An 18637-nucleotide genomic window follows, 5' to 3' on the forward strand; every position below is an offset into this window, starting at 1 on the left:
TTTCTTCTCCATTATGCTATGGTGCACACACCTTACCATAGTGACTTTGTGACCGTGTGCTGGTTTCTGTATCTCATTCGAACCGCGGATAATCGCCTTTATACCGGCATCACCACCGACGTGCCACGCCGCTTTCGCCAGCATCAGGCGGGAAAAGGCGCAAAGGCGTTGCGCGGCAAAGGCGACCTGCAGCTGGCCTTTAGCCACGAAGTTGGTGAACACTCACTTGCATTGCGACTGGAATATCGCGTCAAGCAGCTAACGAAGCGCGAAAAAGAGCGCCTCGTTGCCGGAGAGGATGCCTTCGAAACCCTGCTGGCAAGGCTTAAAGACGATTAAAGTGCTCGCTGTATTCTACCTGGCCATGGACGCCGTCGAGGGCGTCATCCGCCAGACGGTGAACCTGGAACGCCTCGGCGCTGTCCGGCCAGCGGCAGCGGAGATCGAAGCGCGCGGCCGGTTCAAAGCCGAAGCGACGGTATAAATCCGGGTCGCCCAGCGTCACCACCGCGGCGTAGCCAAACTCATTCAGCGAGTCCAGCCCTTCATAAACCAGCTGCCGGCCAATGCCCTGTCCGCGGTAGCGTTCATCTACCGCCAGCGGCGCCAGGCCGACCCACTGCAGCTCTTCACCTTCCACCGCCACCGGGCTGAAGGCAACGTAGCCGATCACCTGGCCTTCATCATCCGTCGCCACTACCCCCAGCGTGATCAGTCCATCTTCACGCAGATCGTGCACCAGCTGCGCTTCGGCATCGCGGCCGAAAGTACGACGCAGCAGCGCGTCGATTCCCGGTGCATCAATCCCAATCTCCACTCGAATCAGCATGCCTCACCTACCGATGTCTGTTCAGGTTTCTGCGGGCTCTTCAGTCCAGCTTCGACAAAATCCGCCAGTTGCAGCAACATCACGCGCAGCGCTTTTGGCATCTGCTCGAGCTCAATGGCGTCCATCAAATTTTTTACATACAGCCCCAGCTCCGTATCGCCTTCAATGACCAGACGACGCTGGAAGAATAGCGTATCCGGATCCTGCTTGCGCGCGGCGATCATTAACAGATCGCTGGCGTCGGCGCTGAAGCTGACGTCGGCGTCGGCCTGCTGGCTGACCACCAGTCGACCATCGACTACCGAGGTATACCACAGCAGACCGATGTCACGCACATGAATACTTAACCAACGCCCCTCAAGAAACTCCAGCTCCCCCTCCGCCAGCGCCTGGCGAAACTGCCAGCTCAGCACTTGCTCCAGCACCTGGCGCTTGAGGGCAAAAGGCGCCAGCTTAACCGGCACGCTCATTAAAGACGGGCCAAAGTGGACCAGCCGGGAACGCAGTTTATCCAACACAAGCTTTACTCCATGAATGCAATAGTTCCGCTATTGTGCCATATCACATAAACAACATAGCGGCGTAAATCAACAAAAACGCGATGACGGCCGCCAGTTATTGGCGCCGCCAATACACTTTTAACTGCCTCAAATCAAAAATTGTCACCAGAAGGTTAACTAAAATCCCTGCTCGTTAACCATTCAGCGTCCCTGACGGGCCGCATTTTTCAGGAAAAATTATGGAGCTGCTCTGCCCAGCCGGTAACCTTCCGGCGCTTAAGGCGGCCATCGAAAACGGCGCCGATGCCGTCTATATCGGGCTGAAAGATGACACCAACGCCCGCCACTTTGCCGGCCTTAATTTCACCGAAAAGAAACTGCAGGAAGCCGTCAGCTTTGTGCATCAGCACCGTCGTAAGCTGCATATCGCCATCAATACCTTCGCTCATCCCGACGGCTACGCCCGCTGGCAGCGAGCAGTGGATATGGCCGCTCAACTGGGCGCCGATGCGCTCATTCTGGCCGATATCGCCATGCTGGAGTACGCTGCGGAGCGTTACCCACACATTGAGCGTCACGTTTCGGTGCAGGCTTCCGCCACCAATGAAGAGGCCATTCGCTTCTATCATCGCAACTTCGACGTCGCGCGCGTCGTACTGCCGCGCGTGTTGTCTATTCATCAGGTGAAACAGTTGGCCCGCGCTACGCCGGTGCCGCTGGAAGTCTTCGCCTTCGGCAGCCTGTGCATCATGGCGGAAGGCCGCTGCTATCTCTCTTCCTACCTGACCGGCGAATCGCCCAACACCGTCGGCGCCTGTTCGCCTGCCCGCTTCGTACGCTGGCAGCAAACGCCGCAGGGGCTGGAATCGCGTCTCAATGAAGTGCTGATTGACCGTTATCAGGATGGCGAGAATGCCGGTTATCCGACGCTGTGCAAAGGCCGCTACCTGGTTGATGGCGAGCGCTATCACGCGCTGGAGGAGCCCACCAGCCTCAACACCCTGGAACTGTTGCCGGAATTGATGGCCGCCAATATCGCCTCGGTGAAAATCGAAGGCCGTCAGCGCAGCCCGGCTTACGTGACCCAGGTGGCGAAAGTCTGGCGCCAGGCGATCGATCGCTGCAAAGCCGATCCGCAGAATTTCGTACCGCAGTCCGCCTGGATGGAGACCCTGGGCGCCATGTCCGAGGGGACACAAACTACCCTTGGCGCTTATCACCGTAAATGGCAGTGAGAAACATGAAATATTCATTAGGGCCGGTGCTGTACTACTGGCCAAAAGAGACGCTGGAAGATTTTTACCAGCAGGCGGCAAACTGCAGCGCCGACACCATTTATCTCGGCGAAGCGGTATGCAGCAAACGCCGCGCCACCAAAGTTGGCGACTGGATCGAAATGGCGAAAACGCTGGCCGCTAGCGGCAAGCAGGTGGTGCTCTCCACCCTCGCGCTGGTGCAGGCCTCTTCTGAACTGGGCGAGCTGAAGCGCTATGTCGATAACGGCGAATTTCTGATTGAGGCCAGTGATTTGGGCGTGGTAAATCTCTGCGCCGAACGCAAGCTACCATTCGTCGCCGGGCATGCGCTGAACTGCTACAACGCCGTCACCCTACGCCTGCTGCGGAAACAGGGCATGGTGCGCTGGTGCATGCCGGTGGAACTCTCCCGCGACTGGCTGGCTAATTTACTGACCCAGTGCGAAGAGCTGGGTATCCGCAACCAGTTTGAAGTCGAAGTGCTGAGCTACGGCCATCTGCCGCTGGCTTATTCCGCGCGCTGCTTTACCGCCCGCTCGGAAGACCGGCCAAAGGACGAGTGCGAAACCTGCTGCATCAAGTACCCAACCGGGCGCAGCATGCTGTCGCAGGAGAACCAGCAGGTGTTCGTGCTCAATGGTATTCAGACCATGAGCGGCTACGTCTATAACCTGGGCAATGAGCTGACCTCCATGCACGGCCTGGTGGATATGGTGCGCCTGTCGCCGATGGGCAACGAGACCTTCGCCATGCTCGATGCCTTCCGCGCCAACGAAAACGGCGCTGCGCCGCTGGATCTCACCAGCAATAGCGATTGCAACGGCTACTGGAAACGATTGCCAGGACTGGTGCTTCAGGCCTGATAAACCGCTCACTTTGTTAACAACGGTGCTCAGATTTTAATGCATTATTAAAGATGCAGCTTTTCTGGCTGGCGCGTCCAGGATGCGCCAGGCTGGAAGAAGACCTTCAATCTGATGACGATGCTGTAGCAAAGTGAGCCTTTATGACTGACAAATCTGTTCCATTCTCGGTGCTCGATCTGGCGCCGATCCCGCAAGGATCTTCTGCCAAAGAAGCTTTTACCCACTCTCTGGATCTCGCCCAGCTGGCCGAATCGCGCGGCTATCATCGCTACTGGCTGGCGGAGCACCATAATATGGTCGGCATTGCCAGCGCAGCGACCTCGGTGCTGATTGGCTATCTCGCCGCCAACACCACCACCCTGCATCTCGGGTCCGGCGGCGTGATGCTGCCTAACCACTCTCCACTGGTGATAGCTGAGCAGTTCGGCACCCTGAACACCCTTTACCCCGGGCGGATCGACCTCGGCCTTGGCCGCGCGCCGGGCAGCGATCAGCCGACCATGCGCGCCCTGCGTCGCCATATGAGCGGCGATGTCGATAATTTCCCGCGCGATGTAGCGGAACTGGTGGACTGGTTTGACGCCCGCGATCCGAACCCGCACGTGCGCCCGGTTCCCGGCTACGGGGAGCGCATTCCAGTATGGCTGCTGGGCTCAAGCCTCTATAGCGCGCAACTGGCGGCGCAGCTCGGCCTGCCGTTTGCCTTCGCCTCGCACTTCGCGCCGGATATGTTGTTCCAGGCCCTGCATCTGTATCGCAGCAATTTCAAACCTTCGGCGCGGCTGGAAAAACCGTACGCGATGGTGTGTATCAATATCATCGCCGCCGACAGCAACCGCGATGCGGAGTTTCTCTTCACCTCCATGCAACAGGCGTTTGTGAAGCTGCGTCGCGGCGAGACCGGTCAGTTGCCGCCGCCGGTGGAAAATATGCATCAGCTGTGGTCAGCGTCCGAGCAGTATGGTGTGCAGCAGGCACTGAGCATGTCGCTGGTCGGCGATAAAACTAAAGTCCGCCATGGGCTAGAGTCGATTCTGCGTGAAACCGAGGCGGACGAAATCATGGTCAATGGCCAGATCTTCGACCACCAGGCGCGTCTGCATTCTTTCGATTTAGCGATGCAGGTGAAAGAGGAGCTGTTGGGGTAACACACACGTCAGCCCGGTGGACGTCGCGCCACCGGGCAATAGCTTTACTGATAAACCGGCAGCAGATTGACGCTCGACAGGATATGTACAACCGCATTGCCGAGGCCAAAGAGCAGGATCAGCACAATCATTGGCGTTCCGCCCCAAACGCGGAACTGTGGGCTGCCGAAGCGTTGGCGTGAGGCGCGAGCCAGCAGCGCCGGTACAATCGCCGCCCAGATCGTCGCCGCCAGGCCAGCATAGCCGATGGCGTAGAGGAAACCATCGGGTTTGACCAGTCCGCCAATCATCGGCGGGATAAAGGTCAGCAGCGCGGTTTTAAAGCGTCCCATCGCGCTATCGTCAAAGCCAAACAGATCCGCCAGGTAGTCGAACAGCCCCAGCGTCACGCCGAGGAATGAACTGGCGACGGCAAAGTTCGAGAACACCACCAGCAGCAGATCCAGGCTCCGACTATTCAGCACGCCGCTCAACGCCTGCACCAGCACATCAATGTTGCCGCCCTTCTGCGCGATGTCGATAAACTGCGGACGAGGGATGTTACCCATCGTCACCAGCAGCCAAACGACATACAGACCCAGCGCCAGCAGCGTACCGTAGGTTAAGCAGCGAATGATGGTGCGCGGATCTTTTCCGTAGTATTTCATCAGGCTCGGCACGTTGCCGTGATAGCCAAACGAGGCCAGGCAGAACGGGAGCGTCATCAGCAGGTATGGCGCATAGGAGGCATTCTTCTCCGCAACGTTAAATAGCGTCGTCGGCTCGACGTGCCCGAGCAGGCTACCGAAGGTCAGGAAGAAGGTGATCACCTTAGCGCCCAGTACGATAGCCGTCATGCGGCTCACCGCTTTGGTGCTCATCCAGACGATAAACGCCACCAGCAGCGCAAAGCCGAAGCCCGCCGCGCGCGCCGGCACCTTCAGCGACAGTTCACTGAAGGTGTGGTGGAGGATCGAACCGCTCGCCGAAATATAGGCGTAGGTCAGGATATAGAGCACAAAGGCGATTGATACACCGTTCACCAGGTTCCAGCCCTTGCCGAGCAGGTCTTTGGTAATGGTGTCGAAGCTGGAGCCGATGCGGTAGTTAAGATTGGCCTCGAGGATCATCAAACCGGAGTGCAGCATGCAGAACCAGGTGAAGACCAGCGCCGCCAGCGACCAGAAAAACCACGCGCCGGACATCACCACCGGCAGCGAGAACATGCCCGCGCCGATAATCGTGCCGCCGATAATCACCACGCCGCCAAACAGAGACGGACGGGTTGCCGTAGTGGTTAGTGTCGCCATTTACCGAATTCTCCAGTCGAAAATACTTCGCTCACGTTGAGCATGACGCACTGTACCAGTACACGAGTACAAAGGGAATAAAAAAAGCCCCAATCATGACGATCGGGGCTGTATTATTTAGTTTACGCTAGCGGGCGGCGTTGATTACGCATCGCCACCGAAGCGACGGCGACCGGCTGAGTCATCGCGGCGCGGCGCGGATGCATCGTCACGACGCGGCGCACGGCCTTCACGACGTTCGCCGCTGAAACGACGTCCTTCACCACGACCGCCTTCACGACGTTCGCCACCGAAGCCACGGCCGCCTTCACGACGCTCGCCGCCGAAGCCACGGCCGCCTTCGCGACGCTCACCGCCGCCACGACGTTCGGTGCGCGGCTGCGCATCGCCCAGCAGCTGCATGTTCATCGGCTTGTTCAGGATACGGGTACGAGTAAAGTGCTGCAGCACTTCGCCCGGCATCCCTTTCGGCAGCTCAATGGTGGAGTGAGAAGCGAACAGCTTGATGTTACCGATGTAACGGCTGCTGATATCGCCTTCATTGGCGATCGCGCCAACGATATGACGCACTTCAACGCCGTCATCGCGACCCACTTCAATGCGATACAGCTCCATGTCACCCACGTCACGACGCTCACGCTTCGGACGATCTTCGCGATCGCCGCGCGGGCCGCGATCATTACGGTCGCCACGACGGTCGAAACGATCGTCACGATCGCGGAATTCACGACGTGGACGCATCGGCGCGTCCGGCGGAACGATCAGCGAACGTTCGCCCTGAGCCATCTTCAGCAGCGCAGCAGCCAGCGTTTCCACGTCCAGCTCTTCACCTTCCGCCGTCGGCTGGATTTTCGCCAGCAGTGCACGGTACTGATCCAGATCGCTGCTTTCCAGCTGCTGCTGAACTTTCGCGGCGAATTTTTCCAGACGACGCTTGCTCAGCAGCTCCGCGTTAGGCAGTTCCACTTCAGGAATGGTCAGCTTCATAGTGCGTTCGATGTTGCGCAGCAGACGACGCTCGCGGTTCTCAACGAACAGCAGCGCGCGGCCAGCACGACCGGCACGACCAGTACGGCCGATACGGTGAACGTAGGATTCAGAATCCATTGGGATGTCGTAGTTCACCACCAGGCTGATACGCTCAACGTCCAGGCCACGGGCCGCAACGTCAGTCGCAATCAGGATATCCAGACGACCATCTTTCAGGCGTTCCAGAGTCTGCTCACGCAGCGCCTGGTTCATGTCGCCGTTCAGCGCCGCGCTGTTGTAGCCATTACGCTCCAGCGCTTCAGCTACTTCCAGGGTCGCGTTTTTGGTACGGACGAAGATAATCGCCGCATCAAAGTCTTCCGCTTCCAGGAAACGCACCAGCGCTTCGTTTTTACGCATGCCGTAGGCAGTCCAGTAGCTCTGGCTGATATCCGGGCGAGTCGTCACGCTGGACTGAATGCGCACTTCCTGCGGCTCTTTCATAAAGCGACGGGTAATGCGACGGATAGCTTCCGGCATGGTGGCGGAGAACAGCGCGGTCTGATGCCCTTCCGGGATCTGCGCCATAATGGTTTCTACATCTTCGATAAAGCCCATGCGCAGCATTTCATCTGCTTCATCCAGTACCAGGCCGCTCAGTTTGGAGAGGTCCAGGGTGCCGCGCTTCAGGTGGTCCAGCAGACGACCCGGGGTACCGACGACGATCTGCGGACCCTGACGCAGGGCGCGCAGCTGCACGTCATAACGCTGGCCGCCGTACAGGGCAACCACGTTCACGCCGCGCATATGTTTAGAGAATTCCGTCATTGCTTCAGCAACCTGTACCGCCAGTTCGCGGGTCGGCGCCAGCACCAGAATCTGCGGTGCTCTCAGCTCAGGATCGATGTTGTTCAGCAGCGGTAAAGAGAATGCTGCGGTTTTACCGCTACCGGTCTGGGCCATACCCAGAACGTCGCGGCCGTCCAGCAGATGCGGAATGCACTCAGCCTGGATCGGAGATGGTTTTTCGTAACCCAGATCGGTGAGCGCTTCAAGGATAGGAGCCTTCAGGCCCAGATCTGCAAAAGTGGTTTCGAATTCAGCCATGTAGTACGTGTGCCTCAAAATTAATGGCGGCCAGTCTACATAACTCATCGTGAAAATTTACGGTAATTTTCATTGAAAAGTGTGAACCGGCTCAAAGTAGGTGTATTAACGAACAACAACGCCCTCACCCGCAAAGGTGATGGCAAGCAAAAAACTATGGGCTGATGTGTTCGTCAGCTATTGCTGGTCCGATTCTGCCAGGTCATCTTGCTCCTGGCCCAAGAGCGATAATTCCAACAATGCGTATCGGTGCTCAACGTAGTTGTGTACGTTGTTGGCGACCGCCAGTTTGAACAGTGCCGTAGCGCTGTCCTTGTCCCCCAGACTTAGGTAGTACTTACCTAAATAGAAGTTGGTTTCACTGAGATGCTCAGCGAGCGAGGTGTTATCCGTTGCGTCTGCCTTCAGACGAGTCATCAGCTCTTTTTCGCTAATGTCGCCAAGGTAGAACTCGACAATGTTCCATCCCCATTGCTCTTTATCCGACTTGTTTAAGCGCTCTCTGAGTGCTTCAAGCGCCCGCTTCTCGTCGAGTTTACGCTCGGCGATATAAAGCCACAGGCTACGGAAAGGATCATTGGGATCGTCTTGATAAAACGCCAGCAGATCATCTTGCGCTAACTTAGCCCGGCCGCCGTAATACAGGGCGATACCGCGGTTCAAGTGCGCGTAGTTGTAAGTTGGATCAAGCTCAAGTACAGAATCAAACGCTTCATAGGCAGCATCAAAATTGCCTGCCTGCGTTAAGTAAATGCCTAAGTAATTGAATACTTCCGGCATATCGGGTCGGATTGCCAGCGCTTGTGAAAAATCATTTCGCGCAAGTGCCCTCAGACCGAGACTATCATACAACACTCCGCGCTCATATAAAAGCTGTGCGCGTTCGTCATCGGATAAAGCCCGACTGGCAAGAATTTGTTCCATGCGTGCCAGAATCACTTCTTGCTGTAAAGTGGGTTGCAATGGTACTGCGAGGACGGCGTCCTTACGCCAGGCGGTGCTACTGCATCCTGCCAGCGTGAGAGCTGTCGCCACGAAACACCAGCGCAAAAAAGGCTTCATTTCCCACTCCCGAAGACAACGATTGGATGAACGTCCTGTTCCCCGGCTGCAAACGAGGCGTCCTGCCCGTAAAACGCCCTCCGCAAAAGCGGAGGGCTAACGGCAACCTTACTCGCCCTGCTCGGCAGCCGGAGCTTCCGGCGCTGCGGCAGACGGAGTCTGTTCAGTTGCTTCTTTAATGCTCAGACGGACACGGCCCTGGCGGTCAACTTCCAGAACCTTAACCGGTACTTCCTGACCCATCTGCAGGTAGTCAGTCACTTTCTCAACGCGCTTGTCAGCGATCTGCGAGATGTGAACCAGACCTTCTTTACCGCCGCCGATGGCAACGAATGCGCCAAAGTCAACGATACGGGTCACTTTACCATTGTAGATGCGGCCAACTTCGATCTCAGCGGTGATCTCTTCGATACGACGGATAGCATGCTGCGCTTTGTCGCCGTCGGTCGCTGCGATCTTCACGGTACCGTCATCTTCGATCTCGATGGTAGTACCGGTCTCTTCGGTCAGGGCACGGATAACAGAACCGCCTTTACCGATAACGTCTTTGATCTTGTCCGGGTTGATCTTGATGGTGTGGATACGCGGTGCGAATTCAGAGATATCGCCGCGCGGCGCGTTAATCGCCTGCTCCATCACGCCCAGGATGTGCAGACGCGCACCTTTAGCCTGGTTCAATGCAACCTGCATGATTTCTTTGGTGATACCTTCAATTTTGATATCCATCTGCAGCGCAGAGATACCGTCGCGGGAACCCGCAACTTTGAAGTCCATATCGCCGAGGTGGTCTTCGTCACCGAGGATGTCAGACAGCACGACGAAGTTGTCGCCTTCTTTCACCAGACCCATTGCGATACCCGCCACAGCGGCTTTTACCGGCACGCCCGCGTCCATCAGCGCCAGAGAGGCGCCGCAGACGGAAGCCATGGAAGAGGAACCGTTAGATTCGGTGATTTCCGATACCACGCGCACGGTGTACGGGAATTCTTCAATAGTCGGCATCACGGCCAGTACGCCGCGCTTCGCCAGACGACCGTGACCGATTTCACGACGCTTCGGAGACCCCACCATGCCAGTTTCGCCTACGGAGTACGGAGGGAAGTTGTAGTGGAACAGGAAGGAGTCGGTGCGCTCGCCCATCAGTTCGTCGATGTTCTGCGCATCGCGTGCGGTACCCAGAGTCGCGGTAACCAGCGCCTGCGTTTCACCACGGGTGAACAGCGCGGAACCGTGAGTACGCGGCAGAACGCCGGTACGAACGTCCAGACCACGGATCATATCTTTTTCACGGCCATCGATACGCGGCTCGCCGGCCAGTACGCGGCTACGAACCACGTTTTTCTCGATGGCGTGCAGGATTTCACCCAGCTCGTTAGCGTCCAGGGTTTCATCTTCAGCAACCAGCGTGGCGATGGTTTCAGATTTGATCACGTCAACCTGAGCGTAACGCTCTTGTTTGTCGGTGATACGGTAAGCATCGCTCAGACGGGATTCAGCCAGCGCAGCCACGCGCGCGTTCAGCGCTTCGTTGACCGCTTCCGGCTGCCAGTCCCAACGCGGTTTACCGGCTTCTTTCACCAGGTCGTTGATGTTCTGAATAACAATCTGCTGCTGCTCGTGGCCGAAGACCACCGCGCCCAGCATCTGGTCTTCGCTCAGCAGTTCCGCTTCGGATTCCACCATCAGCACGGCCGCTTCGGTACCGGCAACCACCAGGTCCAGTTTGCTGGACTTCAGTTCTTCCTGGGTTGGGTTCAGTACGTACTGGTCGTTGATGTAACCCACGCGCGCAGCGCCGATTGGGCCATTGAACGGAATACCAGACAGCGACAGCGCAGCGGAAGCACCGATCATCGCGACGATGTCTGGGTTAACCTGCGGGTTAACGGAAACGACGGTGGCGATAACCTGAACTTCGTTAACGAAGCCTTCCGGGAACAGCGGGCGAACCGGGCGGTCAATCAGACGCGCGATCAGGGTTTCGCCTTCGCTTGGACGGCCTTCACGGCGGAAGAAACCACCCGGGATTTTACCGGCAGCGTAGGTACGCTCCTGGTAGTTAACGGTCAGCGGGAAAAAGTCCTGGCCTGGCTTCGCTTTTTTCTGACCCACAACGGTAACGAATACCGCAGTGTCATCCATGCTAACCATCACAGCGGCCGTTGCCTGGCGCGCCATCATGCCGGTTTCCAGGGTCACGGTATGCTGGCCGTACTGGAATTTACGAACGATCGGATTAAGCAAAATTCTATCCTTTTTATCTATAAATCACGCCATATCCACGACATAGCGTCTATTGACCCGATCTTCTGCATCCTCGCGACTAATGACAACCTTTACCCGCCCCTGCGGATGAAGCCTCTCATTAGCCGCGCGAACCTCTGCATGAAGATCATTACTAGCAACAATACATGAGTTTTGAATGAATTGCTGCCGCCCGGTCGAAAAAAGGGGCCGTCAGGCCCCTTTTTCTGAAACTCGCAGAATTAGCGACGCAGACCCAGACGCTCAATCAGCGCAGAGTAACGGGCAACATCTTTACGTTTCAGGTAGTCGAGCAGTTTACGACGCTGAGAAACCATGCGCAGCAGACCACGACGGCTGTGGTGATCTTTTTTGTGCTCTGCAAAGTGGCCCTGCAGGTGGTTGATCTGTGCGGTCAGCAGTGCAACCTGAACTTCGGTAGAACCGCTGTCGTTTTCGCCACGACCAAACTCAGAAACGATTTTTGCTTTAGCTTCAACGCTTAGAGACATTTTATAACTCCAAAAATTAAAAGAAAGAAAGGGTGCCGATCTCTAATTCAGCGACCCCTGAGGCAACGCCCGAAAATGTTAAAACACGTTAGCGGACGTTAAGCGGCGATATTCTACTCGTAGCAGGCTTTTATCGCAAGAAAAGCGCTTACGCCGGGTATTCCACCACCAGACGACGCGGGGCCACGCGGCCTTCATCGTCAATTTCGCCCATGCCGAGAAACTTGCCGGACTCGCTCTCCATCACCCGCACCAGCCCGTTAAGCGGCGCGCCTGACTGACGTACCGGGTTGCCGTTCTTAAAGTAGACTGCGGAGGTTTCTGGAATATTAACCAGCGGGTAATCCGAGGCCGGGCTGTCCATCGGCATCAGCAGCGGATCAAGCAACTGAGCGGCAGGAATATCCTGCGCCGCCGCCTCATCGACCAGCGCCTGCAGCTGCTCGAGGGTCACCATCCGCTCGACCGGGTATTTGCTTACCGCCAGGCGACGCAGGAAAATCACGTGCGCGCCGCAGCCGAGCTTCTCACCTAAATCATCGATAATCGTCCGGATGTAGGTGCCTTTCGAGCAGTGGATCTCCAGCTCCAGCTCATCGCCTTCGCGGCGAATAAACAGCAGCTCATAGACGGTTATCGGCCGGGCTTCCCGCGGAACTTCAATACCCTGGCGAGCATATTCGTATAGCTTCTTGCCCTGATATTTCAGCGCCGAATACATCGACGGCACCTGCTGCGTCTCGCCGCGGAAGCTGTCCAGCGCAGCCGCCAGCTGTTCGTCGCTAAAAGTCAGCGGGCGCTCTTCCACCACCTGACCGTCGGCATCGGAGGTATCCGTGCGCTGGCCAAGTTTGGCGATCACGCGGTAACGCTTATCGGAGTCCAGCAGATACTGGGAAAACTTGGTCGCTTCGCCAAGGCAGATCGGCAGCATACCGGTCGCCAGCGGATCCAGCGCGCCGGTATGCCCGGCGCGGTTGGCGTTATAAATACGTTTTACTTTTTGCAGCACATCGTTACTGGAGGCGCCCTGAGGCTTGTCCAGCAACAATACGCCATGCACGTCGCGGCCGCGACGACGAGGACGACTCATCAGTCCTCCTTGCTGTCGTCCGGGTTCACACGACGTTCATCGTCGTGTTTCACCACGCTGGTGACCAGGTTGGACATACGCATCCCTTCCACCAGTGAGTTGTCGTAGAAGAAAGTCAATTCCGGTACGATGCGCAGACGCATCGCTTTCCCCAGCAGAGAGCGGATAAAGCCAGAAGCTTCCTGCAGCGCTTTGATGCCCGCTTTCACCGCGGCTTCATCTTTGTCGTTAAGGAAGGTGACATACACCTTGGCATAGGCCAGGTCACGGGACATTTCCACACCGGAAACGGTGGTCATCATGCCCAGACGCGGATCTTTAATTTCACGCTGCAGGATGATGGCAATCTCTTTTTGCATCTCCTGGGCCACACGCTGCGGGCGACCAAATTCTTTCGCCATAATAAGTTCTCCAGAATAAAGACAAAAAAGGGGCCAAAAGCCCCTTTTTAAAATGATTGCCGGGTGGCGCTTCGCTTCCCCGGCTGCTTAGCCATCAAATGATTAATCGATGCTACGCTGGATTTCGATGATTTCGAACACTTCGATCATATCGCCAACGCGAACGTCGTTGTAGTTCTTCACGCCGATACCACATTCCATGCCGTTACGGACTTCGTTAACGTCATCTTTGAAGCGGCGCAGGGATTCCAGCTCGCCTTCATAGATAACCACGTTGTCACGCAGAACGCGGATTGGGTTGTGACGTTTGATCGTCCCTTCGGTAACCATACAGCCCGCGATGGCGCCGAATTTCGGCGATTTGAAGACATCACGCACTTCAGCCAGACCGATGATCTGCTGTTTCAGTTCCGGAGACAGCATGCCGCTCATCGCCGCTTTCACTTCGTCGATCAGGTTATAGATGACGGAGTAGTAACGCAGATCCAGGCTTTCCGCTTCGATAACTTTACGCGCAGAGGCATCGGCACGAACGTTGAAGCCAACCAGAATCGCGTTGGATGCTGCTGCCAGGGTAGCGTCGGTTTCGGTGATACCACCTACGCCGGAACCGATGATCTTCACTTTCACTTCGTCGGTAGACAGTTTCAGTAAGGAATCGGAAATCGCTTCGACAGAACCCTGTACGTCCGCTTTCAGTACGATGTTCACTTCGTGAACTTCGCCTTCGGTCATGTTAGCGAACATGTTTTCCAGTTTAGATTTCTGCTGACGCGCCAGCTTAACTTCACGGAATTTGCCCTGACGATACAGCGCCACTTCACGCGCTTTTTTCTCGTCACGCACTACGGTCACTTCATCACCGGCAGCCGGCACACCGGACAGGCCGAGGATTTCCACCGGAATGGACGGACCCGCTTCCAGCACTTCGCGACCCAGTTCGTCACGCATCGCGCGCACACGGCCATATTCGAAGCCGCACAGAACAATGTCGCCCTTGTGCAGAGTACCTTCGCGAACCAGAACGGTAGCTACCGGACCACGACCTTTATCAAGGAAGGATTCGATGACCGCGCCGCTCGCCATACCGTTGCGGACCGCTTTCAGCTCAAGAACTTCAGCCTGCAGCAGGATCGCGTCCAGCAGGTCGTCGATGCCGGTACCCGCTTTCGCGGAAACGTGGACGAACTGGCTCTCGCCGCCCCACTCTTCCGGCAGGATGCCGTACTGGGACAGTTCGTTCTTCACGCGATCCGGATCGGCTTCTGGCTTATCGATCTTGTTCACCGCCACTACCACCGGTACCTGCGCCGCTTTAGCGTGCTGGATAGCTTCGATAGTCTGCGGCATCACGCCGTCGTCTGCCGCCACCACCAGAACCACGATATCCGTCGCCTGCGCGCCACGAGCACGCATGGAGGTAAACGCGGCGTGGCCCGGGGTATCCAGGAAGGTGATCATGCCGTTGTCGGTTTCGACGTGGTAAGCACCGATGTGCTGGGTAATACCACCCGCTTCGCCGGAGGCAACCTTGGTAGAACGAATGTAGTCCAGCAGCGAGGTTTTACCGTGGTCAACGTGACCCATAATGGTCACGACCGGTGCGCGCGGTTCAGCCGCCGCGCCGGTGTCACGGTCGCTCATTACGGCTTCTTCCAGTTCGTTTTCACGACGCAGGATAACTTTGTGGCCCATCTCTTCGGCAACCAGCTGTGCGGTTTCCTGGTCGATGACCTGGTTGATGGTCGCCATGGCGCCCAGCTTCATCATCGCTTTGATGACCTGAGAACCTTTCACCGCCATCTTGTTAGCCAGTTCGCCAACGGTGATGGTTTCGCCGATTACGACGTCACGGTTAACGGCCTGCGCTGGCTTCTGGAAGCCCTGCTGCAGAGCGGAACCTTTACGGTGCTTACCGCCTTTACCGCCGCGAACGGCCGCGCGGGCTTCTTCACGATCAGCTTTCGATTCAGCGTGTTTGTTGCCTTTCTTCGCCGGACGAGCCGCTTTGCTGCTACGGCTACGGCCGCGACCGCCTTCGACTTCACGATCGTTATCATCTTCAGCCTGACGAGCATGCTGTGATGTGGTGACGTGATAGTCGCTGCTATCTTCCGGGCTGTCTGAGGTTTCAGACCAATTTTTTTCGTTTTCTTCAGCCATACGGCGTGCTTCTTCCGCTACACGGCGCGCTTCTTCTTCAAGTTTGCGGCGTGCTTCTTCTTCCGATTTGCGCTTCAATTCCGCGGCTTCGTTCTCGCGACGGATCTTTTCAGCCTGGGCGGTTTTGGTCATTTCGTCGGTATGTTGATTGCTCACTTTGTCTTTTTCCGCAGCTTCACGTTTCGCTTTATCAGCGACTTCACGTTTAGCTTGTTCTGCGGCCTCACGTTCAGCTTTTAATTGCGCCTCGCGTTTCGCTGCTTCTTCAGCTTCACGACGGGCCTGCTCTTCCGCTTCACGCTGCGCCTGCTCTTCCGCGGCCAGGCGTTCAGCCTCTTGCGGATCGCGTTTCACAAAGGTGCGTTTCTTGCGGACTTCGATTTGTACCGATTTACTCTTTCCACCGGTACCTGGAATATTCAACGTACTGCGCGTCTTACGCTGTAACGTCAGCTTGTCTGGCGCCGAGCCGTGTTCACGGTTCAGGTGCGTCAACAAAGTTTGTTTCTCTTGCGAGGTCACAGAATCATCAGCCGATTTGCGGATGCCTGCGTCAGCAAATTGCTGTATCAGGCGATCCACAGAGGTCTGAATCTCTGAGGCCAGCGCTTTAATAGTCACATCTGTCATGCTGTTCCTTCCTGCTACAGTTTATTACGCTTCGTCGCCGAACCAACAAATGTTGCGAGCGGCCATGATGAGCTCGCCAGCTTTCTCGTCGGTCATCCCTTCGATATCAGCCAGGTCATCAACGCCCTGCTCGGCGAGATCTTCCAGCGTACAAACACCACGGGCAGCCAGTTTGAATGCCAGGGCACGATCCAGACCTTCGAGATTCAACAGATCATCGGCAGGTTTGTTATCTCCCAGGCTTTCTTCCTGAGCCAGCGCCAGCGTAGTCAGTGCGTTTTTCGCACGCTCACGAAGTGCTTCAACGGTGGCTTCATCCAGACCGTCGATTTCCAGCAGTTCTTTCATCGGCACATAGGCCAGCTCTTCCAGCGAGGAGAAGCCTTCTTCAACCAGCACTGTCGCGAAATCTTCATCAATATCAAGATATTTGGTGAAGGTATCGATAGCGGCATGCGCTTCCGCCTGGTGCTTAGCCTGCAGATCGTCAACGGTCATGACGTTGAGTTCCCAGCCGCTGAGCTGTGAAGCCAGGCGGACGTTCTGACCGTTACGGCCGATCGCCTGCGCCAGGTTGCCCGCTTCTACCGCGATATCCATGGTGTGTTTATCTTCATCCACCACGATGGACGCGACGTCTGCCGGCGCCATAGCGTTAATCACGAACTGCGCCGGGTTATCATCCCACAGGACGATATCGATGCGTTCACCACCCAGCTCAGTCGACACGGCCTGCACACGCGCACCGCGCATACCGACGCAAGCGCCAACCGGGTCGATGCGCTTGTCGTTGGTTTTCACCGCGATTTTGGCACGAGAGCCCGGATCGCGAGCCGCCGCTTTGATCTCCAGCACTTCTTCACCGATTTCCGGCACTTCGATGCGGAACAGTTCGATCAGCATCTCAGGTTTGGAACGGGTGACGAATAGCTGGGCGCCACGCGCTTCCGGACGGACAGCGTACAGTACGCCGCGAATGCGGTCGCCCGGACGGAAGTTTTCACGCGGCAGCATATCTTCACGCAGGATCACGGCTTCAGCGTTGTTACCCAGATCCAGTGTGATATTGTCGCGGTTCACTTTTTTCACCACGCCGGTGATGATCTCACCTTCGTGCTCGCGGAACTGATCGACCACCATCGCGCGCTCGGCTTCGCGGACTTTCTGCACGATAACCTGCTTAGCGGTCTGGGTGGTGATACGGTCGAAGGTAACAGATTCGATCTGATCTTCGACATAGTCGCCGACGTTCATGCTTTCATCTTCGAAACGCGCTGCTTCCAGCGTGATCTCGCGCGTCGGCTGGGTGACTTCTTCTACAACCAGCCAACGACGGAAGGTATCGAAATCGCCGCTCTTGCGGTCGATTTCAACGCGAACGTCGATCTCTTGTTCGTATTTTTTCTTGGTGGCCGTTGCCAGCGCGCTTTCCAGCGCTTCGAAAATTTTCTCACGCGGCAGCGCTTTTTCGTTGGAAACGGCTTCAACAACAGCCAAAATTTCTTTGTTCATCGGGGCCTTTCACCTCAATCCAGACTGTTAAAAGTGGGGAACCAGGTTCGCCTTCTGGATGTTACTCAGCGCGAACACTTCATCTTTGCCTTCGACGGTTACCGTGATCATCTCACCGTCTACCGCTTTGATAATGCCCTGCCATTTGCGGCGGTTCTGAACCGCCATGCGCAGCACCAGCGCAACTTCTTCGCCGGTGAAACGTTGATAGTGTTCGGCGGTGAACATCGGACGGTCAAGACCAGGCGAAGAGACTTCCAGGTTGTAAGCGACAGTGATCGGGTCTTCGACATCCATGACGGCGCTTACCTGGTGGCTCACATCAGCACAATCATCAACGTTGATGCCATCTTCACTATCAATATAGATGCGCAGTGTGGATGTGCGACCGCGAATAAATTCGATGCCGACCAGCTCAAAGCCAAGCGCTTCAACCGGCGCAGTGAGCATCTCTGTCAATTTTTGCTCTAATGTGGACAAACCCACCCCCAAGACATAAAAAAAGGGCGTATAGCCCAGTTATTCTGAAGTCAGATAACAAAAAACCCCGATAAATCGGGGCTTTAGATAACTGAACCCTGAGATCGCCATGGCGATCTGGAACACCTTCCGCAAGAATTCTTTCAAATTCGGCTACGAAGGACACCTAGTCCTCACAGTATATTTGAAAAAGTACTTAATGGGAAAGTGGTTGCGGGGGCCGGATTTGAACCGACGACCTTCGGGTTATGAGCCCGACGAGCTACCAGGCTGCTCCACCCCGCGCCTGAAACGTGGCATATTTTACTCTTTTTGAGCAAAAGACGCAAATACTGCTGGGATTTGGTACCGAAGACGGGACATAAAATCGAGATGAATTGTAACGGCGATTAGTATATTTTGTCAACATGCTTTTTAGCGTCCCCGATTGCCGTTTGTGCTGGTATTTCAGGCTTTTTTAGCAAAAAGATGATGAAGCACTTCCTGTCGCCAGTAAAAGATGGTTAAATGAATACTCACAATTAATGCATAAAAATGCAGTTAAGGTTGTTGGGTCGAACTCACCACAGTCTATCG

At 56.2% G+C, this 18637-nt stretch carries 17 protein-coding genes and 1 tRNA gene; 4 read left to right on the forward strand and 14 right to left on the reverse strand.

The window, feature by feature from the left end:
* Window positions 1-48: 48 nt before the first annotated feature.
* Entirely contained in the window at window positions 49-339 is a 291-nt protein-coding gene (locus RRF55_RS02660) for a GIY-YIG nuclease family protein (RefSeq protein ID WP_002918226.1), read from the forward strand.
* On the opposite strand, the gene RRF55_RS02665 is transcribed toward RRF55_RS02660, so the two are convergent.
* Together RRF55_RS02665 and ubiT are read right to left on the reverse strand one after the other, a co-directional pair.
* On the reverse strand, window positions 326-829 hold the full coding sequence (locus RRF55_RS02665) for a GNAT family N-acetyltransferase (protein ID WP_002918229.1): 504 nt from the start codon (window positions 827-829) through the stop codon (window positions 326-328). The two genes, RRF55_RS02660 and RRF55_RS02665, sit on opposite strands and share 14 nt — an antisense overlap.
* Window positions 823-1347 (reverse strand): ubiquinone anaerobic biosynthesis accessory factor UbiT, encoded by a 525-nt coding sequence (gene ubiT, locus RRF55_RS02670; protein WP_002918231.1) that lies wholly within the window; start codon window positions 1345-1347, stop codon window positions 823-825. The genes RRF55_RS02665 and ubiT overlap by 7 nt, the downstream gene beginning before the upstream one ends.
* A 221-nt stretch (window positions 1348-1568) precedes the next feature.
* Here ubiT and ubiU point away from each other — a divergent pair, with 221 nt between their 5' ends.
* The 3 genes from ubiU to RRF55_RS02685 all read left to right on the forward strand — a co-directional run bounded on the left by ubiU (window position 1569) and on the right by RRF55_RS02685 (window position 4599).
* A complete protein-coding gene (ubiU, locus tag RRF55_RS02675) occupies window positions 1569-2564 on the forward strand; it encodes a ubiquinone anaerobic biosynthesis protein UbiU (protein ID WP_002918232.1) in 996 nt (331 codons plus the stop codon).
* A 5-nt stretch (window positions 2565-2569) separates the two neighbouring features.
* Window positions 2570-3448, forward strand: a complete 879-nt coding sequence (locus tag RRF55_RS02680; protein ID WP_023288019.1) for a U32 family peptidase — start codon at window positions 2570-2572, stop codon at window positions 3446-3448.
* A 143-nt stretch (window positions 3449-3591) separates the two neighbouring features.
* Complete coding sequence (locus RRF55_RS02685; RefSeq protein ID WP_004144889.1) at window positions 3592-4599, forward strand: luciferase-like monooxygenase; 1008 nt, start codon at window positions 3592-3594, stop codon at window positions 4597-4599.
* 44 nt (window positions 4600-4643) lie between these two features.
* Here RRF55_RS02685 and mtr read toward each other — a convergent pair whose 3' ends face one another.
* The 12 genes from mtr to RRF55_RS02745 all read right to left on the reverse strand — a co-directional run bounded on the left by mtr (window position 4644) and on the right by RRF55_RS02745 (window position 18346).
* Entirely contained in the window at window positions 4644-5888 is a 1245-nt protein-coding gene (gene mtr, locus RRF55_RS02690) for a tryptophan permease (protein WP_023288020.1), read from the reverse strand.
* A 144-nt stretch (window positions 5889-6032) separates the two neighbouring features.
* A complete protein-coding gene (gene deaD / locus RRF55_RS02695; RefSeq protein WP_004150943.1) occupies window positions 6033-7964 on the reverse strand; it encodes an ATP-dependent RNA helicase DeaD in 1932 nt (643 codons plus the stop codon).
* The gene (gene yrbN, locus RRF55_RS02700) at window positions 7957-8037 is read right to left on the reverse strand and encodes a protein YrbN (RefSeq protein ID WP_085903200.1); all 81 of its coding nucleotides are present in this window, start codon (window positions 8035-8037) and stop codon (window positions 7957-7959) included. The genes deaD and yrbN overlap by 8 nt, the downstream gene beginning before the upstream one ends.
* Window positions 8038-8141: 104 nt before the next feature.
* Entirely contained in the window at window positions 8142-9026 is an 885-nt protein-coding gene (nlpI, locus tag RRF55_RS02705; RefSeq protein ID WP_002918241.1) for a lipoprotein NlpI, read from the reverse strand.
* A 108-nt stretch (window positions 9027-9134) separates the two neighbouring features.
* A complete protein-coding gene (pnp, locus tag RRF55_RS02710; RefSeq protein ID WP_004150944.1) occupies window positions 9135-11270 on the reverse strand; it encodes a polyribonucleotide nucleotidyltransferase in 2136 nt (711 codons plus the stop codon).
* 242 nt (window positions 11271-11512) lie between these two features.
* The gene (gene rpsO / locus RRF55_RS02715; RefSeq protein WP_002918244.1) at window positions 11513-11782 is read right to left on the reverse strand and encodes a 30S ribosomal protein S15; all 270 of its coding nucleotides are present in this window, start codon (window positions 11780-11782) and stop codon (window positions 11513-11515) included.
* A 148-nt stretch (window positions 11783-11930) separates the two neighbouring features.
* Window positions 11931-12875: a tRNA pseudouridine(55) synthase TruB gene (gene truB / locus RRF55_RS02720; protein ID WP_004144892.1), complete on the reverse strand. Its 945-nt coding sequence runs from the start codon at window positions 12873-12875 to the stop codon at window positions 11931-11933.
* Entirely contained in the window at window positions 12875-13276 is a 402-nt protein-coding gene (gene rbfA, locus RRF55_RS02725; protein ID WP_002918248.1) for a 30S ribosome-binding factor RbfA, read from the reverse strand. The genes truB and rbfA overlap by 1 nt, the downstream gene beginning before the upstream one ends.
* Before the next feature lie 102 nt (window positions 13277-13378).
* The gene (gene infB, locus RRF55_RS02730; protein ID WP_002918250.1) at window positions 13379-16069 is read right to left on the reverse strand and encodes a translation initiation factor IF-2; all 2691 of its coding nucleotides are present in this window, start codon (window positions 16067-16069) and stop codon (window positions 13379-13381) included.
* Window positions 16070-16093: 24 nt separating this feature from the next.
* Entirely contained in the window at window positions 16094-17581 is a 1488-nt protein-coding gene (nusA, locus tag RRF55_RS02735) for a transcription termination factor NusA (RefSeq protein ID WP_002918252.1), read from the reverse strand.
* A 27-nt stretch (window positions 17582-17608) separates the two neighbouring features.
* A complete protein-coding gene (gene rimP, locus RRF55_RS02740) occupies window positions 17609-18061 on the reverse strand; it encodes a ribosome maturation factor RimP (RefSeq protein WP_002918364.1) in 453 nt (150 codons plus the stop codon).
* A gap of 208 nt (window positions 18062-18269) precedes the next feature.
* Window positions 18270-18346: transfer RNA gene (locus RRF55_RS02745), tRNA-Met, on the reverse strand.
* Window positions 18347-18637 lie beyond the last annotated feature (291 nt).

Source organism: Klebsiella sp. K47, assembly GCF_051858335.1.
Classification (GTDB): domain Bacteria; phylum Pseudomonadota; class Gammaproteobacteria; order Enterobacterales; family Enterobacteriaceae; genus Klebsiella; species Klebsiella pneumoniae.